The organism is Cytobacillus sp. FSL R7-0680, from assembly GCF_038009245.1.
Lineage (GTDB): Bacteria > Bacillota > Bacilli > Bacillales > Cytobacillaceae > Cytobacillus > Cytobacillus kochii.
In genome coordinates, this window is sequence record NZ_JBBPAO010000001.1 from 894,202 (window position 1) to 910,431 (window position 16,230).

Consider the following 16,230-nt stretch of genomic DNA (forward strand, 5'->3'; position numbering starts at 1 on the left):
TAAAAAGCGAGGTCTGACCTCTAACTACATAAGGGTAAGGAGTGGAGAGGGTGGAATATGTTATTGAAATGCTCAATATTCGTAAAGAGTTTCCGGGTATTGTAGCGAATAATAATATCACACTTCAAGTTAAACCAGGAGAAATTCATGCGCTCCTCGGAGAAAATGGTGCAGGAAAATCAACGTTAATGAATGTTTTATTCGGTCTTTATCAACCTGAAAAAGGGGAGATTAAAGTCAGGGGAAACATTGAAAAAATCACCAATCCAAATGTCGCGAATGAGTTAGGTATTGGGATGGTTCATCAACATTTCATGTTAGTTGATAAATTCACAGTAACAGAAAATATTATTTTAGGGAAAGAAATCACATCAAAAGGTAAAATTGATTTAAAAGAAGCGGAAAAAGTAGTTAGCGACATTTCACAAAAATATGGTTTATCGGTAGATCCAAAAGCAAAAATTGCAGATATTTCTGTAGGAATGCAACAGCGTGTTGAGATTCTAAAAACACTTTATCGAGGAGCAGATATCCTAATATTCGATGAACCTACTGCAGTGCTAACACCACAGGAGATTGCAGAGCTTATTCAAATAATGGGTAAGCTGATTAAAGAGGGTAAATCTATCATTCTGATTACTCATAAACTAAAAGAAATTATGGAAGTATGTGACCGAGTAACGGTTATTCGCAAAGGTGAGGGAATCGGAACGCTAAATGTATCTGAAACAAATCCCGATGAATTAGCTAGTTTAATGGTTGGTAGGGAAGTGACGTTTAAAACTGAGAAAACAGAAGCTATGCCGAAAGAAGCGTCATTAGAAATACAATCGCTTACAGTGAAAGATTCTCGCAATATCGCAGTTGTAGACAATTTAAACTTAACAGTCAGAAAAGGGGAAATTGTCGGTATTGCAGGTGTAGATGGTAATGGACAAACAGAATTGGTAGAAGCAATTGCAGGGTTAAGAAAAGTAGAAAAAGGGTCAATTCTGTTAAACAATAAAGAAATTACTAAATTAAATACAAGAAAAGTAACTGAATCAGGTATTGGACATATCCCGCAAGATCGCCATAAACATGGCTTAGTATTAGATTTTACAATTGGTGAAAATATGGTGCTACAAACCTATTACCAACAGCCTTATTCGAAAACAGGTTTGATGAATAAGAAAGCGATTTATGACCAAGCAAATAGATTAATAGAAGAATATGATGTACGAACACCAAGTGAATATACACCAGCTCGCGCTCTTTCTGGAGGTAATCAGCAAAAAGCGATTATCGGCAGAGAAGTAGATCGTAATCCAGATTTATTAATTGCCTCACAACCGACTAGGGGGCTTGACGTGGGTGCAATTGAATTCATCCATCGCAAGTTAATTGACCAAAGAGATCAAGGTAAAGCCGTGCTGTTAGTTTCTTTTGAAATGGACGAAATCATGAATGTGAGTGACCGTATTGCTGTTATTTTTGAAGGGGAAATCATTGCAATGGTTGATCCCAAGGAAACGACAGAGCAAGAGTTGGGCTTATTAATGGCTGGTTCAACGAAGAAAAAGGTAGGTGATGGAAATGTCTAACCGTATGCAAAATATATTAATACCGATCATTGCCGTGCTTCTTGGCATCATTGTTGGGACTATTTTAATGATTGTAACAGGTTATGATGCTATTGCAGGGTTTATAGCTCTGTGGAATGGTGCATTTGGTGATGTTTATTTTTTCGGTGAAACCGTTAGACAAATTATCCCCTATATATTAGCTGGCCTTGCAGTTGCATTTGCTTTTAAAACAGGCCTTTTTAACATCGGAGTTGAAGGGCAATTAATTGTTGGTTGGTTAGCTGCTGTTTGGGTAGGTGTAGCTTTTGAACTACCGAAGATCATTCATTTACCTTTAGCTGTGCTAGCTGCTGCTTTAGCGGGGGCAATTTGGGCATTTATACCTGGTTTCTTAAAAGCACAATATCGTGTTCATGAAGTTATTGTCACAATTATGTTGAATTATACTGCACTTCATATTACGAACTATATTATTCGAACAAAATTGTCAGAAGGTAGTGATAGTTCGGACCCAATTGCTGAAACAGCAAGTCTTCGTTCACCTTTATTAGAATCTTTAACAGATTACTCTCGTATGCACTGGGGAATTGTTATTGCCATTATTGCTGTTATTATTATGTGGTTTATTTTGGAGAAAACAACGAGAGGATTTGAGTTGAAGGCTGTTGGCTTAAATCAACATGCTTCAAATTATGCAGGCATGAATGTTAAAAAGAATATTATTCTTTCCATGGTGATATCTGGAGTTTTTGCTGGTTTAGCTGGTGCAATGGAGGGGCTTGGGACTTTCGGATATGCCGCTGTGAAAAGTGGATTTACTGGAGTCGGCTTTGATGGTATCGCTGTAGCTTTATTAGGTGCTAATTCACCGATAGGCATTGTTTTGGCGGCGATTCTTTTCGGGAGCTTGAAGGTTGGTGCCCTTAATATGCCACTAGAAGCAGGCGTTCCGAACGAGTTGGTTGATATTATTATTGCTTTAATTGTTTTCTTTGTGGCTTCAAGTTATATGATTCGATTACTCATAAGAAAGATTAATAAGAAGGGGGTGAAGTAAGTGGGTATCATGGAAATATTAATGATTATTGTGCCAACTACTTTACTTTGGGCAGCACCCCTTATTTTCACCGCGTTAGGTGGAACTTTCTCAGAACGTTCAGGTGTAATTAATATTGGATTAGAAGGATTAATGGTAATAGGTGCTTTTACAGCAATTGTTTTCAATTTATCGTTTGCCGATGTATTAGGGGCATCGACCCCGTGGGTTTCGCTATTAGTAGCCATGCTTGCTGGAGTCATTTTTTCAGCTATTCATGCGATAGCATCCATCACTTTTAGAGCGGATCAAACTGTTTCTGGTGTCGCAATCAATCTGTTAGCAGTAGGAGTTACCTTATTTCTAGTAAAATTTATTTATGATAAAGGGCAAACAGATATCATTCAAGAGAGCTTCAGTAAAATAGATATCCCGCTTTTAAGTGATATCCCGTTTATTGGCCCGATATTCTTTTCTAATACGTATTACACTTCGTTTGTAGCAATCATTTTCGCTGTGGTTGCTTGGTATGTCATTTATAAGACAAAATTCGGTCTCAGATTACGGTCTGTTGGCGAACATCCGATGGCCGCAGATACTATGGGGATTAATGTGACAAAAATGCGCTATTATGGCGTATTACTTTCGGGAGCGCTAGGTGGTATAGGTGGTGGTGTATATGCCCAAGCGATCTCTTCTGATTTTGGTCATGCGACAATTAGTGGACAAGGATTTATGGCATTAGCTGCAATGATATTTGGGAAATGGCATCCCTTAGGAGCAATGGGTGCAGCGATATTCTTTGGCTTTGCCCAAAGTTTGAGTATTATTGGTTCTAGCTTACCGCTATTAGAGAATATCCCAAATGTCTATCTACTTGTTGCACCATATGTATTAACGATTATAGCACTCACTGGATTTATAGGTAGAGCAGATGCGCCAAAAGCTTCTGGGGTACCGTATATTAAAGGAAATAGATAATAAGTAAAGTCTCGGGAGATTGGCCCTGAGACTTTTATTTTACTTATTTTCTCCTATAGATGTCTGCAAGATTAGCATAGGATGGTTATTAACGTATATAATAGAAAATATTGTTTTCTTTTCATACATATACTAAAAAGATGACAAAATAGGAAGAAGTGCGATTCAAATAGTATGTTTTAAGGTAAAAAGGAATAAGGAGGTTTATTAATGAATATTACAACAGAAACAGTTAAAGAAATTGATGGTGTTAAGCTCCATCAAATTAAAACAGATAAATATAAAACAAATACGATTGTTTGGAAAATGAAAGCGCCTTTAAGTAAAGATACTGTCACACTAAGGGCTTTATTACCGCATGTGTTAGAAAGTAGTAGCGCTGCATATCCTACCACGGCTAAGTTGAGGGCATACTTAGATGAGCTTTATGGCGCTTCCTTATATGTGGACCTCTCAAAAAAAGGGGAGTACCACATTATTTCTATGACTATTGAAATGGCAAATGAAAAATTTCTATCTGATCAGACCCCATTACTTAGAAAAGCTTTTGAATTACTTTCAGAGCTTTTACTCCATCCATTATCCAATAATGGAGCTTTTGACCGAGAGGTGGTTGAAAGTGAGAAAAGAACATTAAAGCAGCGGATACAAGCAGTTAATGATGATAAAATGAGATATGCTAATTTACGTCTTGTACAAGAAATGTGTAAAGATGAAGCCTATGCGCTCCATGTACACGGTGAATTAGATGATTTACCATTAATTACAGAATCGTCTCTTTATCATTATTACGAAAAGGCTCTAGCTGAAGATGAGCTTGATTTATATATGATTGGTGATATTGATACGAATGAAGTTGAACAATATGTTCGTGAATTATTACCTTTAAAAACTCGATCTATTAAAGAAACCTCAATGGCGAGAGCAAACGATTTGATTGAGCCAGAAACGATTAAGGAAGAGCAGGATGTGAAACAAGCGAAATTAAATATTGGTTATCGTACTGGTATCACTTATGGTGATCCTGAATATAGTGCGTTACAAATATTTAACGGAATTTTTGGCGGATTCTCCCACTCAAAATTATTTATTAATGTAAGAGAAAAAGCTTCTCTAGCCTATTATGTCGCCAGTCGTTTGGAAAGTCACAAAGGTCTATTGATGGTGATGTCTGGAATTGACAACAACAGCTATGGGCAAGCAACTTCTATTATTGAAGAACAATTAGAGGAAATGCAGAAGGGTGCCTTTACAGAAGAAGAGATTACGCAGACAAAAGCGGTTATTAAGAACCAAATGTTGGAAACGATGGATACGGCAAGAGGTGTCGCAGAAGTGCTCTATCATAATATCGTTTCTCAACAAAAAATGGACTTAACTGAATGGATGAATGGAATGGAAGCAGTTACAAAGGAAGACATTATAACTGTAGCTAAGAAAGTTCAGCTTGATACAATTTACTTTCTTCATGGAAAAGAGGTGCAAAAATAATGGAACAAATCGCATTTGATCAGCTTCAAGAAAAACTCTATTATGAAAAAATGGCCAATGGGTTAGATGTCTATGTCCTACCGAAAAATGGTTTTAATAAGACTTTTGCAACATTTACGACAAAATACGGATCGATCGATAATCACTTTGTTCCGCTTGATAAAAATGAACCAGTTAAAGTACCAGACGGTATCGCCCATTTCTTAGAGCATAAAATGTTTGAAAAAGAAGATGGAGATGTGTTTCAACAATTTAGTCGCCAAGGTGCATCTGCCAATGCATTTACTTCATTTACTCGCACGGCCTATCTTTTTTCAAGTACTTCAAACGTTCAAGAGAATTTAACTACATTGATTGACTTTGTCCAAGACCCTTATTTTACTAAGGAAACGGTAGAAAAAGAGAAAGGCATTATCGGACAAGAGATTACAATGTATGATGATAATCCTGACTGGCGTCTATATTATGGTCTAATAGCAAACCTATATCATCATCACCCTGTGAAAATCGATATCGCGGGAACGATTGAAAGTATTTCTCACATTACAAAGGATATGATGTATGAATGTTATCATACTTTTTATCACCCAAGTAATATGTTGCTTTTTGTAGTGGGTCCAGTTGACCCAGAAGCTATAATTGCTCAAGTAAGGGAAAATCAGGCTAATAAAAGTTATAGCGAGCAGCCTGCAATTGATAGAATCTTTGATCAAGAGCCGCAAACGGTTGCTGAAACGATAAGTACATTAAGAATGAATGTGCAAACACCGAAATGTATGGTGGGCATTAAAACAAACGACGCCAGCCAGCAAGGAGCGGAGATGCTAAAAAAAGAACTAAGCCTAAATGTTATGTTAGACTTGTTATTTGGAAAAAGTGGGCAACATTACAATGATCTCTATCGAGAAGGTTTAATCGATGATACTTTCTCTTACGATTACTCCCAAGAATCTGGGTTTGGCTTTGCTATGATTGGCGGAGATACAAGTGACCCAAATAAACTTGCTGAAAAAGTGAAAGAGATTTTATTGCAGTCTACGAATGGTGCAAATTGGGATGAAGCGGCACTTCAACGCTCAATCAAGAAGAAGATTGGTGGGTTTTTAAGAGCGCTTAACTCTCCTGAATATATAGCCAATCAATTTACTCGTTACTCATTCAATGATATGGACCTCTTTCAAATTGTTCCTTTTCTTGAAAAGTTAACGTTGGATGATATTAATGAAGCGGCAAAAGAATTAATTTCGGAAGAAAGAATGTCTGTGTGCCAAGTTTTACCAAAATAAATAATGCTAGCCCCGTTTTAGGTGGGCTAGCTTGATTTATGTATTTGTTTTTTGGAGGAAAAAAATGAAGAAATTTGTATTAATAACGGGAGCTAGTGGAGATATTGGCGAAGCAATTGCGCAGTTATTAGCGAAAGAAGGTTATTCCCTTTATTTGCATTACAACAAAAATCAGTCTCGTATTGATCAGTTAGTGGCTGCTTTGAATACTTATGGCGGTGAATATATTGCTATTTCTGCTGATTTAACCTCAACTGAAGGATATCAAAAAATTGTTAAAAACATTTTTTCACTTGATGCGATCATTCATTGCAGCGGTCATGCTTATTATGGTCTATTAACTGATATGACAGATGCTGATGTCCAACATTTAATGAACGTACACGTCTTAAACCCGATTTTATTAACGAGAGCATTAATGCCAAAACTTGTAACAAAACAAAGAGGAAATATACAGTTTATTTCTTCGATATGGGGACAAACAGGCTCTGCCTGTGAAACTGTCTATTCAGCTGTTAAAGGGGCACAGATTAGCTTTGTGAAGGCATTGAGTAAAGAAGTAGCCTCTAGTGGCATACGGGTAAATGCAATTGCTCCAGGTGCCATTGAGTCAAAGATGATGTCCTCTTTTAACGAAATGGAAATGGAAGATATTAAGAATGATATTCCTATCGGTCGGTTCGGTCATCCAAGTGAAGTAGCTCATGCTTGTGCATTTTTACTATCTGACGCCTCTTCTTATATAACTGGTCAAACCATAAGTGTCAATGGTGGCTGGTATACATAAAGAATGAATAATTTATTTCTCCTCGTTGCATGATAATATTGTACGTTCTAATATTTTGCATTTGCACCATCTACCTGTTGAGGCAAATGTCTATAACGAGGAGGAAATACAAATGTCTGTACTAGATAATTGGCAACAATGGAAAGATTTTTTAGGTGAGCGTTTAGAACAAGGTCAAGATCAAGGGATGAATCAATCTACGGTAAGTGAAATTGCTTATCAAATTGGAGATTATCTTGCTGGTTCAGTAGAGCCGAAAAACGACCAAGAGAAAATTCTTGCTGATCTTTGGTCTGTCGCAAGTGAGGAAGAACAACATGCGATTGCTAATTTAGTTGTGAAATTAGTACAAAAATAATTAGCGGGTATGGGAAAAGCAATGAAGGTGTATATGCCTTTAATTGCTTTTTTCTTATTTTACATATATTTTTACGAACGAAAAGGATTTTCCTTTCATATTAGTGGAAAATCATATATTATAGAACCTAGATTTAATTAAAAATAAATTAATATTGTGTAATAAGAATATCTGGAACTGTAGGCGAATAAGGAGTGTTTTAGGTGGAGAAAAAAGAATGGTATTTCGAATATGAAATCCAAAAAAACAGACCTGGATTACTCGGAGATATTTCATCATTGTTAGGGATGCTTTCCATCAACATTATTACGATTAATGGAGTTGATCAAGGTAGGCGTGGAATGTTGATCCTTGCTAAAGATGATGACCAAATCGTTCGATTGGAATCAATATTAAAGACGATGGATACGATTAAGCTCATTAAACTAAGAGAGCCAAAGCTTCGCGATCGGCTGGCTGTGAGACATGGGAGATACATACAGAGAGACGCAGATGATAAGAAGACTTTTCGATTTGTCAGAGATGAGCTCGGTCTTTTAGTAGATTTTATGGCAGAATTATTTAAGAAGGAAGGCCATAAATTAATTGGTATTCGTGGCATGCCTAGGGTTGGGAAAACAGAATCTATTGTGGCATCAAGTGTTTGTGCGAATAAACGATGGCTGTTTGTTTCGTCAACGTTGCTTAAACAAACGATTCGCAATCAATTAATTGAAGATGAGTATAGCGATGATAATTTATTTATCATTGATGGGATCGTTTCGACAAAAAGAGCAAATGAACGTCATTGGCAGCTTGTGAGAGAGATAATGAGACTCCCAGCTATTAAAGTAATTGAACATCCTGATGTTTTTGTGCAAAATTCAGAATATACTTTGGATGATTTTGATTATATTATCGAGCTTCGTCACGACCATGATGAAGATATCGTCTATGATGTAGTCGAACGTAACAATCATAATATGTTCTCCGATACAGGCTTCGGAGGTTTTGATTTTTAGTAATGTTGGAAGGTGTTAGTTTTGACAGAATTAGGTAGTCGTTTGAAAGAAGCACGTTTACAAAAAGGGATGTCTCTTGATGAGTTACAGACAGTTACAAAAATACAGAAAAGATATTTAATCGGCATAGAAGAAGGTAATTACCGTATAATGCCGGGTAAATTTTATGTGCGTGCTTTCATTAAGCAATATGCAGAGGCAGTGGGCTTAAATCATGAAGAGCTGTTAGATGAGTATAAAAGTGAAATTCCAGCAACATCCAATGAAGATATTCCAGAGAAACTTTCACGTGTGCAAACAAGTAAGAATATCTCTCCTTCAACTTCGAAGTTTTTAGATCTTTTACCAAAAGTTTTAATTATTGTCTTTATCATTGGTGTTATTGCTGTCATTTATTATTTTGTTGAAAATAACGTGTCTAATAGTGATAAGCAATCAAATGAAGACAATAATAATCCAGGTGCAATTGTTGAAAATAATATGCCTAAAGATGAGAAACAAAATGAAGATGCTGCTCCTGAGGAAGAAAAAGACGATGCAGCAGATGAAAATGCAGAAGAAGAGGAGAAACCAGTTCAAGAGTTAAGTGTACAAGAATCCTCGGGTAAAAACACTGTATATGAATTGAAAAATACGGATACGTTTACACTATCTTTATTAGCAGAAGGTAAAAGCTGGGTAAGAGTGGCTAGTGCTGATAATGAAACCTTCTATGAAGAAACAATGGAAGAAGGCGTTGAAAAAGAGTTAGATTTAACAGATCAAAAAGAAGTACAAGTAATCATTGGAAATACAACTGCTACTGAAATTAAAATCAATGATGAGAGACTCGAATATGAAGTCTCACCATCAGAGTATGTAAACCAAAACATTACAATCCGTTTTACATCGCTTGGCGAATAGTCATCAACCATTGATGACTATTTTCGTGTTTAGCCCCCTGAGGTGGGAAATATAAATAAATCCTAACATTGTATCGCAAATTTAGGCTTTATGACTTTTTTTTGATAAAATATGATCATCCCACCAAGGGAAGAATTACATAATTACCGGAGGGAACTTATGAATTTACCAAATAAGATAACGATTTCAAGGATTTTGTTAATACCGATTTTCATTATTATTATGTACAACCCTTTCTCATGGGGAGACATGAATTTTATCGGTGTGACGCTCCCAATTGCTCATTTTGTTGGCGCGCTTATTTTTATATTCGCTTCCGTTACAGATTGGATTGATGGATATGTAGCGAGAAAATATCAATTAGTAACCAATTTAGGGAAATTTTTAGACCCTTTAGCAGATAAGTTATTAGTTTCCAGTGCATTAATCATCCTTGTAGAATTAGGGATGGCTCCCGCTTGGATTGTGATTATTATTATTAGTAGGGAGTTTGCAATAACTGGTCTTCGCCTGATTTTAGCAGGTGGTGGTGAGGTAGTTGCAGCGAATATGTTAGGTAAGATTAAAACTTGGACGCAAATTATAGCTGTATCTGCGTTATTGCTGCATAATACAATCTTCGCATTGATTCCATTTGACTTTGCGACATTTGCTCTATGGGTGAGCATGGTGTTTACTGTTTGGTCTGGCGTTGATTATTTTATTAAAAACAAACATGCCTTTACCAATTCAAAATAATAGGAGAGTGGTCATCATGAATGCTGAAATTATTGCCGTTGGCTCTGAGTTGTTATTAGGACAAATTAACAATACGAACGCCAAATTTTTATCACAGCAGTTAGCTGACCTTGGTGTGAATGTTTTTTATCATACGGTCGTCGGAGACAATGCGGGGCGGTTAGAGTCTGCTATAAAAATTGCTGAAAATAGAGCTGAACTCATTATCTTCACTGGTGGGCTTGGTCCGACAAAAGACGATTTAACAAAAGAAACCATTGCTAAGCATTTGCAAACAAATCTCGTAATGGATGATACAGCACTGGCGTCTATTGAAGAATATTTTAAACGGACGAATCGACCGATGACTGAAAATAATCGTAAGCAAGCCTTAGTTCTTTCTGGTGCGAAAGTACTTCCTAATGATTACGGTATGGCACCTGGTATGTTTTATCAGACGGAAAATAAGCAATATATGCTTTTACCTGGGCCACCAAAAGAAATGGAACCGATGTTTTTGAAATACGGATTTTCTGCAATAAAATCACAATCAGTAGAAGAAGCAGTTATCTCGTCGCGTGTCCTTAGATTCTTTGGCATTGGTGAAGCAATGCTAGAGGCGGAAATAGAAGATATACTTGATAACCAAACAAACCCGACGATTGCGCCGTTAGCGGGAGATCATGAAGTTACATTGAGGTTGACAGCCAAACATCATAATCTTGATACTGCTTTAACACTTTTGGAAGAAAAAGAGAAAGAAATTATGGCAGTAGTAGGAGACTATTTTTACGGTTATGATGATACGTCGCTCTTTAAAGAGCTCTCAAAAAGAATGCAGGACAAGAAATTAACCCTGTCTGCTGCGGAAAGTTTAACTGGGGGCATGTTTCAAGAAACATTTACATCGATTCCTGGAGCTGGTGGGCTAATAAATGGTGGCGTCGTTTGTTATACAAATGAAGTAAAAGCTAAAGTACTCAATGTAAAGCTAGAGACAATTAAAAATGAAGGTGTTGTCAGTGCTACATGTGCAAAGGAACTTGCGGAAAATGTCGCCAAGTTAATGGAAAGTGACATTGGTGTAAGCTTTACGGGTGTTGCCGGACCTGATGAATTAGAAGGCAATCCAGTCGGTACCGTTTATATAGGGATTTATCACGATGGTGAAGCAAGAGCTGAGAAGCTCAACCTTGGTGGTTCCCGCACATCAATCAGAAAGAGGTCATCTCTTTATGGCGCCTATTTTCTATTGAAATCCTTGGCGTAGTGAGGCGTTTTAGATACTGAAGGAAGTAAGTAGTTGAAGAAATCCGGACAATGATTAACGTTGTTCGGATTTCTCACTTCTAAAGAAGCAATAGATGCTTGTTATGATCGGCTAGGGTGCCAATATAGCTAAAGGAATAGTCGGAGATTAAAAGAAATTTGAAGTTTATACTGAGAAAGAGGTTTGATTAATGGATTTCTATCTGGCAAAACGATCATTTTTCCAAAAAAACCAACCGATAAAAAAAACGAATGGATGTTCGATTTTTTCCTCGACAAAGTCATAAAAAAAAGCTATAGTATAAATATGAAATCGAAAGACCTAATGATAAATTTATCATAGATAATCGAAATTTAAAGGAGGAAATAGCATGAGCGATCGTCAAGCAGCCTTAGATATGGCGTTGAAACAAATAGAAAAGCAGTTTGGTAAAGGCTCGATTATGAAGTTAGGAGAACAAGCAGAGCGTAAAATATCCACTATTCCAAGTGGTTCATTAGCTTTAGATACCGCTTTAGGAGTAGGTGGATATCCGAGAGGACGTATCATCGAAATTTACGGGCCTGAAAGTTCGGGTAAAACAACTGTTGCTCTGCACGCCATTGCTGAAGTACAAGCAGCAGGTGGACAAGCAGCATTTATCGATGCAGAGCATGCACTTGACCCTGTATATGCTCAAAACCTTGGGGTAAATATTGATGAGCTTCTTTTATCACAACCAGATACAGGGGAACAAGCCCTTGAAATAGCTGAAGCTTTAGTTAGAAGTGGTGCCGTTGATATTTTAGTTATTGACTCTGTAGCTGCTTTAGTACCAAAGGCAGAAATTGAAGGGGAAATGGGAGATTCTCACGTCGGTCTTCAAGCAAGATTAATGTCGCAGGCACTAAGGAAACTATCTGGTGCGATTAATAAATCCAAAACGATTGCGATCTTCATTAACCAAATTCGTGAAAAAGTAGGCGTTATGTTCGGTAACCCTGAAACAACACCAGGTGGTCGTGCATTAAAATTCTACTCAACGGTACGTTTAGAAGTGCGTAGAGCAGAAGCTTTGAAGCAAGGCAATGAGATTGTCGGTAATAAAACAAAAATTAAAATTGTAAAAAATAAAGTAGCTCCGCCTTTTAGAGTAGCGGAAGTTGATATCATGTATGGTGAAGGTGTATCAAAAGAAGGGGAAATTATTGATCTCGGATCAGAGATTGATATTGTACAAAAAAGTGGTTCTTGGTACTCCTATAATGATGAACGTTTAGGTCAAGGAAGAGAAAATGCAAAGCAATTCCTTAAAGAGAATACGGAAATTCGTTTGCAAATTCAAGAGAAAATCCGGGAGTACTATGGTTTAGACGTAGATAAATCTTCTAACAGCGATGATGAACAAGAGGAATTCGAACTAATCGATTAATTGAGAGAAAGCAGAGTACAGACTACTGTAACTCTTGTTACTTCGAAAAGAGATATTCACAACTTATAAATATAGTTGAATATCTCTTTTTGTATAGAAAAATCATGCGGTGAAAATCGTCATCTTCTTGAGCTCGTGATTATACATAATAACAGGCATTGTGGACTTATACTCTACCTTCAAGTACTTGACAATGAAATTCTGCGGCTTTACAATTAAAACTGTATAATTTACATTTTTTATATGTTAATTTGCATATTTGTTAAGGGAAGGTAGAAATAACCTTTTCAGAAGATATCTCTGTTGCAAACAATGGAGAATGCTTCCAAATAACTGTATTATTTGCAAACAATAAGAAGAATGAAAGCGTTGAAAAGCTTAAGTGCAGTATATTGTTAAAACGGTATACATGCCAACACTTTAAAAACGTAACAAAAAAGTTTATAGCAAGAGGAGGTGAAATGATGGAACTAGGTTATATCATCTCCATTTTGCTTGGCCTAATCGTTGCTGCTTTTGTTGGCTATTTCTTTCGAAAATCCGTTACGGAAGCAAAAATCGCTGGTGCCCGAGGAGCTGCTGATCAAATCTTAGAAGATGCAAAACGTGAAGCAGAAGCTCTAAAGAAAGAGGCATTACTTGAAGCGAAGGATGAGAATCATAAGCTTCGCACAGAGGCGGAACGTGAAATTCGTGAACGTAGGAATGAACTGCAAAAACAAGAAAATCGTTTATTGCAAAAAGAAGAGAATCTAGACCGAAAAGATGAAACGCTAGATAAGCGTGAAGCGGTTTTGGAAAAAAGAGACGACTCTCTTGGCAAAAGACAACAGCATATTGAAGAGATGGAAAGCAAAGTGGACAAAATGGTACAGTCTCAGCAAACTGAACTGGAAAGAATCTCCGGGTTAACTCGTGAGGAAGCTAAATCCATCATTTTAGATCGTACTGAACAAGAGGTTGCACATGATATTGCCATCATGGTAAAAGAGAGTGAATCAAGGGCGAAGGAAGAAGCGGATAAGCGTGCGAAAGAAATCTTATCATTAGCGATTCAAAGATGTGCTGCGGACCATGTAGCTGAAACAACGGTGTCAGTTGTTAACTTGCCAAACGACGAAATGAAAGGTCGTATTATCGGTCGTGAAGGGCGTAATATCCGTACACTTGAAACGTTGACAGGTATTGATTTGATTATCGATGATACACCAGAAGCCGTTATTCTTTCAGGATTTGATCCTATCCGACGAGAAACTGCTCGTCTTGCACTTGATAAACTTGTACAGGATGGAAGAATTCATCCAGCTCGAATCGAGGAAATGGTGGACAAGGCCAGACGAGAAGTGGATGAGCATATTCGAGAAATTGGAGAGCAAACGACATTCGAAGTTGGTGTCCATGGTTTACATCCTGACTTGATCAAAATATTAGGTCGCCTAAAATTCCGTACAAGCTACGGTCAAAATGTATTGAAACACTCGATGGAAGTAGCACAGTTGTCCGGTATGCTTGCTGCGGAATTAGGTCAAGATGAGACATTAGCTCGCCGAGCAGGATTATTACATGATGTTGGGAAAGCGATTGACCATGAAGTAGAAGGAAGCCATGTGGAAATTGGGGTTGAACTAGCGACGAAATATAAAGAACACCCAGTTGTCATTAATAGTATCGCTTCCCATCATGGTGACACGGAACCAACATCCATTATCGCTGTTTTAGTAGCTGCAGCTGATGCACTTTCTGCTGCAAGACCGGGGGCAAGAAGAGAAACGCTTGAGAATTATATTCGACGTTTAGAAAAGCTCGAAGAAATCTCAGAGTCATATGATGGTGTTGAAAAATCATTTGCTATTCAAGCGGGTCGTGAAATTCGCATTATGGTTAAACCGGAGCAAATTGATGATTTGGAAGCACACCGTCTTGCAAGAGATATAAGGAAGAAAATCGAAGAAGAACTCGATTATCCAGGTCATATAAAAGTAACGGTTATTAGGGAAACAAGAGCCGTAGAATATGCGAAATAAGAGCGATGCCTATTAGGCATCGCTTCCTTTTTTGAAGGATAAATAATCTTAAAGAGCTAACAATCTAGCATAGAGCTTGATTGGCGTATGTATGAATACAAGTATTTTTAGAAGGGGAATTTTATGAGAATTTTATTTGTAGGGGACGTTGTTGGATCATTAGGCCGTGAAATGGTAGAAGAGTATTTACCCAAGTTAAAGGAAAAGTATCGACCGCAAATAACCATTATTAATGGGGAGAACGCTGCTGGTGGTAGAGGAATTACCGAAAAAATATACAGGGAATTTTTATCGGCTGGAGCACAAGCGGTGACATTAGGTAATCACACATGGGATAATAAGGAAATATTTGATTTCATTGAGGAAGCAAAGTATTTAGTTAGGCCAGCTAATTTCCCTGATAATAATCCAGGGAAGGGTTTAGTTTATTTAAAATATAATAGTGAAGAAATAGCTGTTATCAATCTACAAGGTCGAACATTTATGCAACCAAGTGATTGCCCTTTTGAGAAGGCAGAGCAACTTATTGAAGAGGCAAAGCAAAGAACTCCGGTTATTTTCGTCGATTTTCATGGTGAAACAACAAGTGAGAAACAAGCAATGGGCTGGTATTTAGATGGTAAAGTGTCAGCAGTAATTGGGACTCATACACATGTGCAAACAGCAGATCAACGCATTCTGCCAAATGGGACAGCATTCATGAGTGATGTAGGTATGACTGGACCATACGATGGTATTCTTGGTATGGAAAGAGAAGCTGTATTAAAGCGGTTTATTACGAATATGCCGGTTCGTTTTGAAGTACCGAAAAGTGGAAGAGGAATATTGAGTGCCGTAACCATTGACATTGATATGAAAACAGGAAAAGCGAAGAAGATAGAAAGCGTTTTAATTAATGATGATCACCAATTTTATAGCTAAAAAAAACCTCCTCATTTTTTAATTTTTCTGGTCAAGCTGGAATATGTCTTTTTCATTATGAATATAGTAGCAGTGGAAACATTTATTGAAACCTGATGAACTCTTTAAAAAAAGAGCATTCAGGAGGGGGAAAAATGAGGAGGAGCTAGGAATGGAAATATTAAAAGTTTCAGCAAAATCTAATCCTAATTCTGTAGCTGGTGCGCTTGCTGGTGTTCTACGTGAAAGAGGAGCAGCAGAAATCCAGGCAATTGGTGCGGGTGCATTGAATCAAGCGGTTAAAGCAGTAGCAATCGCAAGAGGATTTGTAGCGCCTAGCGGTGTAGACTTAGTATGTATTCCTGCGTTTACAGATATTTTGATAGATGGGGAAGAGAGAACAGCTATAAAGCTGATCGTAGAACCTAGATAATGGCTGTCATGTCCCATCAGAAAAAGTAAAAGCTCATTTGATTATCAAATGGGTTTTTTCTCTTTGT

General features: G+C 37.3%; 15 protein-coding genes. All 15 read left to right on the top strand.

Translation table 11 applies throughout. The features are described from left to right. The first annotated feature begins 50 nt into the window (after window positions 1-50). The 15 genes from MKY26_RS04595 (at window position 51) to spoVS (ending at window position 16,163) form a co-directional block, all read left to right on the top strand. Complete coding sequence (locus MKY26_RS04595) at window positions 51-1,583, top strand: ABC transporter ATP-binding protein (protein ID WP_095369471.1); 1,533 nt, start codon at window positions 51-53, stop codon at window positions 1,581-1,583. Beyond that, window positions 1,576-2,622 (top strand): ABC transporter permease, encoded by a 1,047-nt coding sequence (locus MKY26_RS04600; RefSeq protein ID WP_095369470.1) that lies wholly within the window; start codon window positions 1,576-1,578, stop codon window positions 2,620-2,622. The genes MKY26_RS04595 and MKY26_RS04600 overlap by 8 nt, the downstream gene beginning before the upstream one ends. Beyond that, complete coding sequence (locus tag MKY26_RS04605; RefSeq protein ID WP_341092223.1) at window positions 2,623-3,582, top strand: ABC transporter permease; 960 nt, start codon at window positions 2,623-2,625, stop codon at window positions 3,580-3,582. It begins immediately after the preceding gene. 210 nt (window positions 3,583-3,792) lie between these two features. Next, window positions 3,793-5,073 carry an EF-P 5-aminopentanol modification-associated protein YfmF gene (yfmF, locus tag MKY26_RS04610; protein ID WP_307314356.1) on the top strand — a complete coding sequence of 427 codons (1,281 nt, stop codon included), beginning with the start codon at window positions 3,793-3,795 and terminating at the stop codon, window positions 5,071-5,073. Then, window positions 5,073-6,359: an EF-P 5-aminopentanol modification-associated protein YfmH gene (gene yfmH / locus MKY26_RS04615; protein ID WP_341092226.1), complete on the top strand. Its 1,287-nt coding sequence runs from the start codon at window positions 5,073-5,075 to the stop codon at window positions 6,357-6,359. Before yfmF ends, yfmH begins: the two co-directional genes overlap by 1 nt. Window positions 6,360-6,423: 64 nt before the next feature. After that, window positions 6,424-7,146 (top strand): elongation factor P 5-aminopentanone reductase, encoded by a 723-nt coding sequence (gene ymfI / locus MKY26_RS04620; RefSeq protein ID WP_341092228.1) that lies wholly within the window; start codon window positions 6,424-6,426, stop codon window positions 7,144-7,146. A gap of 112 nt (window positions 7,147-7,258) precedes the next feature. Then, window positions 7,259-7,504 (top strand): DUF3243 domain-containing protein, encoded by a 246-nt coding sequence (locus MKY26_RS04625; RefSeq protein WP_095369466.1) that lies wholly within the window; start codon window positions 7,259-7,261, stop codon window positions 7,502-7,504. Between the two features lie 203 nt (window positions 7,505-7,707). Continuing rightward, a complete protein-coding gene (locus MKY26_RS04630) occupies window positions 7,708-8,505 on the top strand; it encodes a DUF3388 domain-containing protein (RefSeq protein WP_095369465.1) in 798 nt (265 codons plus the stop codon). A gap of 12 nt (window positions 8,506-8,517) precedes the next feature. After that, the gene (locus tag MKY26_RS04635) at window positions 8,518-9,408 is read left to right on the top strand and encodes a helix-turn-helix domain-containing protein (protein WP_095369464.1); all 891 of its coding nucleotides are present in this window, start codon (window positions 8,518-8,520) and stop codon (window positions 9,406-9,408) included. Window positions 9,409-9,567: 159 nt separating this feature from the next. Then, window positions 9,568-10,146, top strand: coding sequence for a CDP-diacylglycerol--glycerol-3-phosphate 3-phosphatidyltransferase (gene pgsA, locus MKY26_RS04640; protein WP_095369463.1), 579 nt, complete (start codon window positions 9,568-9,570; stop codon window positions 10,144-10,146). Window positions 10,147-10,162: 16 nt separating this feature from the next. Beyond that, the gene (locus MKY26_RS04645) at window positions 10,163-11,395 is read left to right on the top strand and encodes a competence/damage-inducible protein A (protein WP_341092230.1); all 1,233 of its coding nucleotides are present in this window, start codon (window positions 10,163-10,165) and stop codon (window positions 11,393-11,395) included. A 370-nt stretch (window positions 11,396-11,765) separates the two neighbouring features. Next, window positions 11,766-12,806: a recombinase RecA gene (gene recA / locus MKY26_RS04650; protein ID WP_095369461.1), complete on the top strand. Its 1,041-nt coding sequence runs from the start codon at window positions 11,766-11,768 to the stop codon at window positions 12,804-12,806. Window positions 12,807-13,267: 461 nt separating this feature from the next. After that, window positions 13,268-14,830, top strand: coding sequence for a ribonuclease Y (rny, locus tag MKY26_RS04655; RefSeq protein WP_180316975.1), 1,563 nt, complete (start codon window positions 13,268-13,270; stop codon window positions 14,828-14,830). A gap of 123 nt (window positions 14,831-14,953) precedes the next feature. Continuing rightward, a complete protein-coding gene (locus MKY26_RS04660; protein ID WP_341092233.1) occupies window positions 14,954-15,751 on the top strand; it encodes a TIGR00282 family metallophosphoesterase in 798 nt (265 codons plus the stop codon). A 151-nt stretch (window positions 15,752-15,902) separates the two neighbouring features. After that, window positions 15,903-16,163, top strand: coding sequence for a stage V sporulation protein SpoVS (gene spoVS, locus MKY26_RS04665; protein ID WP_095369458.1), 261 nt, complete (start codon window positions 15,903-15,905; stop codon window positions 16,161-16,163). Window positions 16,164-16,230 lie beyond the last annotated feature (67 nt).